General features: G+C 66.2%; 1 protein-coding gene. It reads right to left on the reverse strand.

Annotation, left to right across the window (positions count from 1 at the left end; translation table 11 throughout):
- Positions 1-958, reverse strand: a 958-nt coding sequence (locus D3A59_RS03115; protein WP_272868041.1) for an RNA polymerase sigma factor region1.1 domain-containing protein, incomplete at both ends; no start/stop codon positions are given.

Below are 958 nucleotides of genomic sequence, written 5' to 3' on the forward strand. Positions count from 1 at the left end.
GCCGCCTCCTTCTCCGCCCACTGCAGGTTCAGGATGTTGGGCGGGAAGGTCCTGATGAAGTGCTCCTGCGGCATGCCGCACTTGTCCACCACGATCTTGCGGATCTCGCGCTCGTAGCGGCGCACGTCGTCGACCTGCGCGCGCAGCAGGCCGCACAGGCGCTCGATCGTCTTGACCGTGAAGCGGATCGTCATCAGCTCGCTGCTGATGCCGGCCTGCGCCTTGTTGTAGGCGGGCGACTTGTAGCCGTCCTTCTCGAAGGCCTGGCGCATGTCCTCGAAGTGGCCGCGCAGCACGGCGAACTTGGCCAGCGCCTGGTTCTTCAGTTCTTCCAGCTTCTTGGTCAGGGCCCTGGAGCCGCCGTTGCCGTCGTCGTCGTCCTCTTCGTCATCGAAGAAGTCGACGTCTTCCTCGGCCACGTAGTCGTCGGCCTCGTTGGCGGAGATGAAGCCGTCGACCACCTCGGAGATCTGCGCCTCGCCGGCGGCGACCTTGTCGGCCAGCGACAGGACCTCGGCGATCGTCGTCGGCGAGGTGGAGATCGCCAGCATCATCGCTTGCAGGCCGCCCTCGATGCGCTTGGCGATCTCGATCTCGCCCTCGCGCGTGAGCAGCTCGACCGAGCCCATCTCGCGCATGTACATGCGCACCGGGTCGGTGGTGCGGCCGAACTCGGAGTCGACCGTCGAAAGGGCGGCCTCCGCAGCCTCCTCGGCCTCTTCCTCCGTCGACGCCTCGCGGGAGGCGCTGGCCAGCAGCAGCGTGGCGTCGTCAGGCGCCTGCTCGTAGACGGCTACGCCCATGTCGTTGAGCATCGTGACGATGGCCTCGAGGATCTCGGCCTCCACGAGCTTCTCGGGCAGGTGGTCGTTGATCTCGGCATGGGTCAGGAAGCCGCGCGTCTTGCCCATCTTGACGAGCGTCTTGAGCTCGTTGCGGCGCTTGGCGACTTCCTCTT

It is taken from the genome of Caldimonas tepidiphila, assembly GCF_003569765.1.
In the GTDB taxonomy this organism is placed as follows: domain Bacteria; phylum Pseudomonadota; class Gammaproteobacteria; order Burkholderiales; family Burkholderiaceae_C; genus Caldimonas; species Caldimonas tepidiphila.